Consider the following 8,202-nt stretch of genomic DNA (forward strand, 5'->3'; position numbering starts at 1 on the left):
ACCCCACCCCCGCGAGCCGTCAAACCGAGGGTTGGTCAGTGGCACAGGTCCGCACTCCCGGTACGACGTTCGCTGCGGACCGCCAGGCCATCACAATCGGCCGAATCGCCACCACCCAGGCGTGGGCCCGCCGCGCGCACGCAATTGTGATGGCCCGGGTGTCCGCCCCGGCGGTCAGCAGGTGCCGATTCCCCCCGGCCGCGACCGGTCGGTGCGTTAGCCGGTGGATTTTCGTCACCGGTGACGAAAATCCACCGACTGGCAACCACCCACTCGCCGGGCAACCCCATAGCTCGAGCGTTGTCCGGTTCTTCTGTCCGATGTGTGGGTTCGCCGTCCTGCCCGTCACAACCTCCGACGATCCGAACACCAGGCGCGCGTGTCCTTCGGACGTTAGCTCCGGGCAGGGATTAGCGTCCGACGATCCGGAGACCGGGCGTGCGTGTCCTTCGGACGTTGCGGGTACGGCGGCCTGCTGGCCGGTGTGCAGGTGGGCGGGCGTGTACTGCGGTCACCTCATGGGGAGCTCGGACATCTGGTCGGGTGTCCGGGGTCCCCAGTTGGTGTACGGGGTTCGGTCGTTCGGTTGGTTATTGCAGGGGGCTGGGGAGTTCTACCCGTCGTTTTCGGGTGGTACGGACGCCGGTCGCAGCGGCGAGCAACCTCAGCCGCAGGAGACCGGCCGCATCCGAGCGCACCGCCGCCATGGCCGCCGTACAGAACCCACACATCGAGCAGAAGAGCCCGATATCCCCTGAGGTGGGGGGTTGCCCATCGATAAATTCAGGGGGCAACCCCCTGGTTGAGGGGGCAAGCTCCCACTCGCGCAACGATGTCGAACCTCAGCCCAAGCCCGTCGGCCCCGGGTGGCGGGGTGGTTTTACCAGGCCTCGGTTGTAGGCGGCTATGACTAGTTGGGCTCGGTCTCGGGCTTGGAGTTTGGCGAGTAGATTGCCGATGTGGGTTTTGGCGGTGCCCATGGAGATCGTCAGGGTGCGGGTGATTTCCTCGTTCGACAGGCCGCGGCCGATCAGGGTCAGCACTTCCGCCTCTCGGTCGGTCAGCTGCGCGGAGGTTGCCTTGGGCATCGAGCGGCCGAGGTAGTGCTCGACCAGGCGGTTGAGGATGCTGGGGGCGAAGAGCGATTCGCCAAAGTGGGTCCGCCGGACGGCGTCGACGAGCCGATCCGGTTCTGCGTCCTTCAGCAGGAAACCGCTGGCCCCGGCCTGCAGTGCGGCGTGGACGTACTCGTCCAGCTCGAACATGCTGAGAACGACGACGCGCGTCCCGGGCAGATCGCTGGTGATGCGCCGGGTGGCCTCGATCCCATCACCGCCGGGCATCCGGATGTCCATCAGTACGACGTCCGGCCGCAGCTCGGCCGCCTGAGCGACCGCGCCCTCCCCGGTATCGGCCTCGCCGACCACCTCGAGGTCGCTCGCCCCGTCGACGATGAGTCGCAAGCTGTGCCGCATCAGCGGCTGGTCGTCGACAACCAGCACCCGAACGGCGGTCATCGGCGATCCGGCAGCCGAGCGACGACCTGGTACCCCGAAGCGCGAGCCCCTGCCTCCAGCGTCCCGTCCAGTGCACCGACCCGCTCCCGCAGCCCAGCCAGCCCGGCACCGCCACCCGGATGCGGAACCCAGTCCGCCCCAGGCCCGTCATCAGTCACGGTGATCAGGATCGTGTCGCCCTCCCGCCGTACGGCGACCTCGGCGCGCGTCGGCCCGGCGTGCCGGGCGGTGTTGGCGAGGGCCTCGCGGACGATCGCGCACACCGTCAGCTGAACGCCCCCGGACACCTCGCCGATGCCGACGTCACCGACCGCAAGCTCCGCGCGGACCCCGCTGGTGCGAGCGACCTCGACGATCCGCGGAAGATCGGCCAGCGTCTCGGCCGGCTGCAGTGACGTGTCGTCGTCCGGAGACCGCAGTACGGCGAGCATCCGGCGTAGCTCGGTGGTTGCCTGGCGTCCGGCGTACTCGATGTCTGTCAGGGCGGCGATCCGTTCCGCGTCTCCGGTCGGCCCGGTCACCGTGCGCGCGGCGGCGGCGCGGACGGTGACGAGACCGAGCCCGTGCGAGGCGAGGTCGTGGAGGTCGCGGGCGATCCGCAACCGCTCGGCCTGGATCGCGCGCTCGGCGGCCCACGCGGTCAGCTCCTCTTCGTACCGCTGCCGTCTTCGTCGGGTGTGCAACAGGGCCCCGGCGACTACCGCCGCCGCACAGCCCACCACCGCGGCCGTGACAGCGATGGCGGCTGCGCGCGGACTGGCTCCGACGCTGACCAGGACGAGCAACAGAAAAGCCAGCAGGGCAAGCGCAATCGGCCATGCGCGGGTACGCAGTACGGGCCGATCGCTGGCTTCCATCTGGCCAGTCTAGAGAGCCAGCGCCACCCGCACATCGGACCTGGGTCTGACAGACCTCCGGCTGAGCAGGACCGGCCCCCGGGCCGATCCGGACGCGATCGACGGCGGCTGGGATGGGGACATGATCACGATCGACCAAGTCGTCAAACGCCGCCGTTCCCGAACCATCCTGGATCACGTCGGCTTCGAGGCCAGGCCGGGCCGGGTGACCGCGTTTCTCGGGCCGAACGGCGCAGGCAAGTCCTCCACGCTGCGGATCCTGCTCGGCCTCGACCACGCCGACAGCGGTACGGCGTTGTTCGACGGGCGCCCGTACCGATCGCTGTCCGATCCGTTGCGAACAGTCGGGTCGATGCTCGAGGGATCGGGCGCGCATCGGTCCCGGACCGCGCGGAACCATCTCGCCTGGGTTGCCCGGAGCAACGGAATCCCGCAGCGCCGGATCGACGAGGTGCTGGACGAGGTCGGCCTCACGAAGGACGGCAAGGTCCGGGTGGCGAAGTACTCGCTGGGGATGGGACAGCGGCTGGGAATCGCCGCCGCGTTACTCGGTGAACCCGAGGCGCTCGTGCTCGACGAGCCGGTCAACGGTCTCGATCCGGAAGGCATCCGCTGGATCCGCGGCCTGCTGCGCGGGCTCGCCGACGCGGGCGGCACGGTGCTGCTCTCCAGCCACCTGATGACCGAGGTCGCGGATGTCGCCGACGATCTGGTGGTGATTGCGGGCGGCCGAATCGTGACGACCGGAACCGTCACCGACGTGACAGCCGGGTACGGCGACCTGGAGGAAGCCTTCTTCGCGCTCACCGGGGGCACCCGATGAACGCGCTCAGAGCCGAGCTGCGCAAGGCATTGTCGCTTCCGGCGGTCTGGGCCGGGCTCGCCGTCACGCTGTTCGGATCGACCGCCATCGCCGTCCTCAATTCGGGCCGCGGGAAGACGGCCTTCGAGACGGCGCTCGGCGGTATGCCGTTGGGGACGGTCGGCGCCGTCGTCATCGGAGTCGTTGCCTTCAGCCATGAATACACCGCGAACAACGCCGACGCCGGAGGTGGGCGGCAGATCACCACGACCCTCACGGTCACGCCGCAGCGGATCAGGATCCTGCTCGCGAAGGTGATGGCGATCGTGCTGCTGGTGGTCGGCTCCGCCGCCGTGACGCTGCCCGTGACCATCGGCATCACGCACCTGATCGTCGACACGACCGGACCCGGGGTCAGCTTCGGCGACGCCATCGCGCGCTGCCTCGGTGGAACGCTCTACTGGACTCTGATGGCACTCATCGCCTTCGCGATCACCGTCATCCTCCGCAACGGCGTGATCCCACTGATCGTGTTGATCGTGAACAGTTCGGTGGTCTCCGTCTCCTTCCTGCTGTCGAAGCTCACGTCGCTCGCATTCTGGCTGCCCGACGTGGCCGGTCTGCGCCTGTTCAGCGATGTCATGACGGTCGAGGGCGCGCTCGACGCAGGCCCGGGCGGTCTGGTGATGACTGGCTGGGCCGTCGTGTTCTGCGTCGCCGCCGGGTTCGTGTTCACCCGCCGGGACGCGTGATCATGCGGCTCGGGAACGTCGTCCTCTCCGAACTCGACAAGCTCCGCACCCTGCCGATCACCGTCCTCACGATGGCCGGAACGATCACGGTCGCCGCCGTCATCGGCGCTGCCCAACGCCGGGCCGCCGCACCCGTCGACGTCGTGCCGTATGTCCAAGCAGGCTTCCTCCTGCTCGGCATCCTCCCGGTGGGCAACGAGTACACGGGCCGTCAGTTCCGTACGTCGCTCATTGCGGTCCCGGCCCGCGGACTCCTGGCCGTCGGGAAGACCGCGGCCGCCGTCGTCGCCCTCATGCTGACGGCGGTGGCAGCGGCCGCGGTCCAGTACGCACTCGACACCGAGGCCGAGGGCATCGGACGGTACGTCGGCATGACGGCGTACCTGATGGTGATCGGTCTGCTCGCCTACGCCATCGCGCTGCTCGTCCGGCACCTCGTGCCCGCGCTGGTCGGCGCGCTGTGTCTGGTGCTGATCCTCTCGCCGCTGCTGGCCGGGCTCACCGAGCACGCCCGCTGGCTGCCCGATCGAGCGGCCGCCGAGCTTTACCAGCCGACCGATGCAGCCCTCACCGGCCCACTCGTTGCCGCAGCCTGGATCGCAGTCATCGGCGCCGTCGCCATCCGCCGATTCCACCGCAGCGACGGCTGACCTACTGCACCCGGAAGTTGGCCATCATCATCATGTCCTCGTGTTCCAGGTTGTGACAGTGGAAGACGTACTTGCCGCGGTACCCGTCGAAGCGGAGCAGGACCTCGGCCTCGTCACCACTGCTCAGATCGACGGTGTCCTTCCAGCCGGTCGCGGTCCGCCCGGGGTCCTGGACCTGGAACGGCGCGAGGTGGATGTGGATCGGATGCGGCACGTTCTGCGCCCGCAGTTTCCACAGCTCGACCGAGCCGAGGGCCGGCTCGGCAAGGATCGTGTCCGGCGCGAAAGCCTGGCCGTTGACCGCCCAGGTCGTGGTGCCGTGATGCGACGGGCCGTTGCGCGCAAAGACGAACTGACGCTGTACGACGGCCTGTGACCGGCTCAGCGGTTCGATCTCGGCGAGCTGATCTGGGATCCGGCTGTCGTCCGACCCCTTCCGGGCGACGACGAACCGCATCACGTTCTTGGTGCCGCCGGACCCCAGCCGGTTCGTCAGCGTCACCGACTGGCCGACGTCGTACCGGGAGAAGTCGATGACGACATCGAAGCGCTCGGCCTGCGCGATGGTCAGGTCGTCGTGCTCGACCGGCGCCGCGAGCAGCCCGAGGTCGCTGCCGATCTGGACGATCGGTGCGGGCGGGTCGAGCTTCAGCTTGTAGCGGCGGGCGTTGGAGGCGTTCAGGATCCGAAAGCGGTAGCGGGTCGCGCTGACCTCGAGCACTGGCCAGGGCGCGCCGTTCACGAGGATGCAGTCGCCCAGTACGCCGCTCATGAATTCGCTGGTGACGCCAGGCATCCCGTCCATCGACGGGTACAGGAACGCGCCGTCCTCGCCGAATGCCCGGTCGGCGATCATCAGCGGGATCTCCCGTTCACCGCGCGGCAGCGGCAGCCCGTCCTCGACGTCGTCGCGGATCAGGTGGAACCCGGCCAGCCCGCGGTAGACCTGCGGCCCGGTGAAGTCCATCGTGTGGTCGTGGTACCAGAGCGTTGTCGCCGGCTGGTCGAGCGGATACGTGTAGTCCCGGGACCGGCCGGGCGCAATCGTGTCGGTCGGGTAGCCGTCGGAATCGGCCGGCGTCCGTCCGCCGTGCAGGTGCACCACGACCGGTACGGCGAGCGCGTTGCGATGCCGCACGACGATCTGCTGACCGCGCCGGGACTCGATGGTCGGTCCCGGGAACGTGCCGTCGTACCCCCAGATCTGCGTTTTCAGCCCAGGCAGGATCTCGACCTGCGCGGCCCGCTGGGTGAGGTTGTGGCGATCGGTCGGTTTGAGGACGGCCGGTATCGGCAGCGGGACAGTGAACGGTTCGGGCAGCTTCGCCGTACTGCGCAGGAGCGACCCGGCACTCGACTCGGTCTCGATGTTGCCGCCGCCGCTCGGGCCGGCGCAACCGCTCAGCGCGAGACCAGCAGTTGCCTGCAGCAACCGTCGACGGCCGATCACTTGCTGCTGCCGGCCCGCCGCCGGCGATCGATGACGACGGCAACGACCGCACCCGCGATCGCCAGCCCCTGCTGCCCGAACCCGATGATGAAGGTCCATGGCGCTTCGACGGTTCCGTTGTTGTTCGCGACAACGATCCGGCCGATCAGTTCTCCGAAGATCAGTAGCCCGGCCAGTACGCCGAGGAACAGGCCGAGGACGGCAACTCCCACAGTTCTCATGGCTTCGACGCTAGGCATCCGGACGGCTGCGGACATCCGGCTGCTGTTGTCGATCCGGAGCGCCGATCGTCAACATTCGACGACTGCGGAGCCGGGGAACCCTGACCTATCCTCGAAGCTGTGGACCACACCGGTACGGCGGATGCAGCCTCGCTCACGCGGTTCGGGGTGACCCCGGATCGGCAGGCACTGCTCATCGACATCCTGCTCGGTCTGGTCACGTCGGCCGTGGTGGCCGTGGCGATCGCGATGGACCTCGGTGGGCACCGCGGACCCGACGTGATCGCGTACCTGTTCGCGGTCGGTCTTGGTGCGCTGATGCTGGTCCGCCGACCGTTCCCGGTGCTGGCTTTGGTGGCAACCGCGGTCGGACTACTGGCCTACTACGCCATCGGCTACCCGGCGGTGGGGCTCGCGTTACCTGTCGCAGCCGCGTTGTACTCCGCAGCCGAGGCCGGCAAGTTCCGGATCGCCGCGGCGACTGCGGTCGGACTGATCGTGGTCAGTACGGCGTTCCGGCTGGGGCAGGGGGAGAGCGTCGGCTACCTGATTGGGTTCGAACTGGCCTCGACCGCCGGGCTGATGCTGAGCGCGATCGCCCTCGGCGCGACCGTCCGTGCGACCAGGCTGCTGCGGGCCGAGCACCGCCGTACCGAGCAGCGGGCGGTGTCCGAGCGGGAGCGCGAAGCGCGGCGCCGGGTGGAGGCCGAGCGGTTGCGGATCGCCCACGACCTGCACGACGCGATCGGGCACACGATCGCGGTGGTCTCCGTCCAAACGAGTGTGGCGCTGGAGGCACTCGACGACGATCCGGAGGCGACGCGGGCGGCGCTCAGCACGATCAGGACCGCGAGCAGCGCGGCGGTCCGTGAGTTGCGGACGATGGTCGGGTTGCTGACGGATGCCGAGAGTCGTGCTCCGGTGGGTTCGCTGGAGCATGTGGAACTGTTGATCGAGGCAACGATCGCGAGTGGGCTGGCGGTCGGTCTGCGGGTCGAAGGGGAGCCGGAGGTGTTGCCGACGGTCGTCGACACGACGGCGTACCGGATCGTGCAGGAGGCGCTGACCAACTCGCTCAAGCACGCCGGGGCGAGCCGGGCGGACGTCGTACTGCGGTATCAGCCGGCCTGTCTGGAGATCACGGTGTCCGATGACGGGGTCGGCGCGGTGCTCGACGAGTCGCGCGGGCGCGGGCTGGCCGGGATGCGGGAGCGGGTCGGGCTGATCGGTGGCGAGGTGGACTTCAGCTCTGGGCCTGGGTTCCGGATCCACGCGGTGCTGCCGTTCCTGCGTTCGCCGGGGGAGGGGCCGCGGTGATCCGGGTTGTGATCGTGGACGACCAGCAACTGATGCGGTCCGGTCTGGCCGCGCTACTCGACCGCGACGAGCGCATCACCGTGGTCGGTCAGGCCGCGGACGGCGCGGCGGGGGTCTCGCTGGTACTCGCCGAGCGGCCGGATGTCGTCCTGCTGGACATCCGGATGCCGGGCGTCGACGGGATCGAGGCGGCCCGGCGGATCGTCGCCGACGAACGCTTGCGCGACACCCGGGTCGTCATGCTCACCACGTTCGACACCGACGACCACATCTTCGACGCGATCCAGGCCGGCGCGGCCGGCTTCCTGCTCAAGGACACCGACCCGGACGAGCTCCGGGCCGCCGTCCACACAGTCGCCGCCGGCGACAGCCTGCTCTCTCCGTCAGTGACCCGCCGCGTCCTGGAACGGTTCGCAAACGACCGCCGTACGCCGCCCGACTCCTCCCGCCTCGCGCCCCTCACCGACCGCGAACGCGAACTCCTCACCGAGATCGCGGCCGGCCGTTCCAACGCCGAGATCGCCGCCCGCCTCTACCTCACCCACGCCACCACCCGCACCTACGTCAGCCGCCTCCTCACCAAACTCAACGCCCGCGACCGAGCCCAACTAGTCCACATCGCCTACGAATCCGGCC

9 protein-coding genes are annotated in these 8,202 nt (G+C 69.0%); 5 read left to right on the forward strand and 4 right to left on the reverse strand.

The annotated features are described in order from the left end of the window. Positions 1-842 precede the first annotated feature (842 nt). A complete protein-coding gene (locus E1261_RS41065; RefSeq protein WP_132415173.1) occupies positions 843-1,517 on the reverse strand; it encodes a response regulator transcription factor in 675 nt (224 codons plus the stop codon). Beyond that, entirely contained in the window at positions 1,514-2,374 is an 861-nt protein-coding gene (locus tag E1261_RS41070; RefSeq protein ID WP_132415174.1) for a sensor histidine kinase, read from the reverse strand. The genes E1261_RS41065 and E1261_RS41070 overlap by 4 nt, the downstream gene beginning before the upstream one ends. A 121-nt stretch (positions 2,375-2,495) precedes the next feature. On the opposite strand from E1261_RS41070, the gene E1261_RS41075 reads away from it, so the two are divergent. From E1261_RS41075 to E1261_RS41085, 3 genes are read left to right on the forward strand one after another with little or no spacing between them, the layout of a single operon-like run. Next, positions 2,496-3,197: an ATP-binding cassette domain-containing protein gene (locus E1261_RS41075; RefSeq protein ID WP_132415175.1), complete on the forward strand. Its 702-nt coding sequence runs from the start codon at positions 2,496-2,498 to the stop codon at positions 3,195-3,197. Continuing rightward, positions 3,194-3,928 carry an ABC transporter permease gene (locus tag E1261_RS41080; protein ID WP_132415176.1) on the forward strand — a complete coding sequence of 245 codons (735 nt, stop codon included), beginning with the start codon at positions 3,194-3,196 and terminating at the stop codon, positions 3,926-3,928. Before E1261_RS41075 ends, E1261_RS41080 begins: the two co-directional genes overlap by 4 nt. Positions 3,929-3,930: 2 nt before the next feature. Continuing rightward, positions 3,931-4,578, forward strand: a complete 648-nt coding sequence (locus E1261_RS41085; protein WP_132415177.1) for an ABC transporter permease — start codon at positions 3,931-3,933, stop codon at positions 4,576-4,578. 1 nt (position 4,579) lies between these two features. On the opposite strand, the gene E1261_RS41090 is transcribed toward E1261_RS41085, so the two are convergent. Together E1261_RS41090 and E1261_RS41095 are read right to left on the reverse strand one after the other, a co-directional pair. Next, positions 4,580-6,028 (reverse strand): multicopper oxidase family protein, encoded by a 1,449-nt coding sequence (locus E1261_RS41090; RefSeq protein ID WP_238176767.1) that lies wholly within the window; start codon positions 6,026-6,028, stop codon positions 4,580-4,582. Continuing rightward, the gene (locus tag E1261_RS41095) at positions 6,025-6,249 is read right to left on the reverse strand and encodes a DUF5957 family protein (protein WP_132415179.1); all 225 of its coding nucleotides are present in this window, start codon (positions 6,247-6,249) and stop codon (positions 6,025-6,027) included. Before E1261_RS41095 ends, E1261_RS41090 begins: the two co-directional genes overlap by 4 nt. A gap of 120 nt (positions 6,250-6,369) precedes the next feature. On the opposite strand from E1261_RS41095, the gene E1261_RS41100 reads away from it, so the two are divergent. Both E1261_RS41100 and E1261_RS41105 read left to right on the forward strand, forming a co-directional pair. Further along, the gene (locus tag E1261_RS41100; protein ID WP_238176768.1) at positions 6,370-7,566 is read left to right on the forward strand and encodes a sensor histidine kinase; all 1,197 of its coding nucleotides are present in this window, start codon (positions 6,370-6,372) and stop codon (positions 7,564-7,566) included. Next, positions 7,563-8,202: response regulator (locus E1261_RS41105; protein WP_132415180.1), on the forward strand; the 640-nt coding region annotated here is incomplete at its 3' end. The genes E1261_RS41100 and E1261_RS41105, both read left to right, overlap by 4 nt.

Origin of the sequence: Kribbella albertanoniae (assembly GCF_004348455.1) — a bacterium.
Classification (GTDB): Bacteria; Actinomycetota; Actinomycetes; order Propionibacteriales; family Kribbellaceae; genus Kribbella; species Kribbella albertanoniae.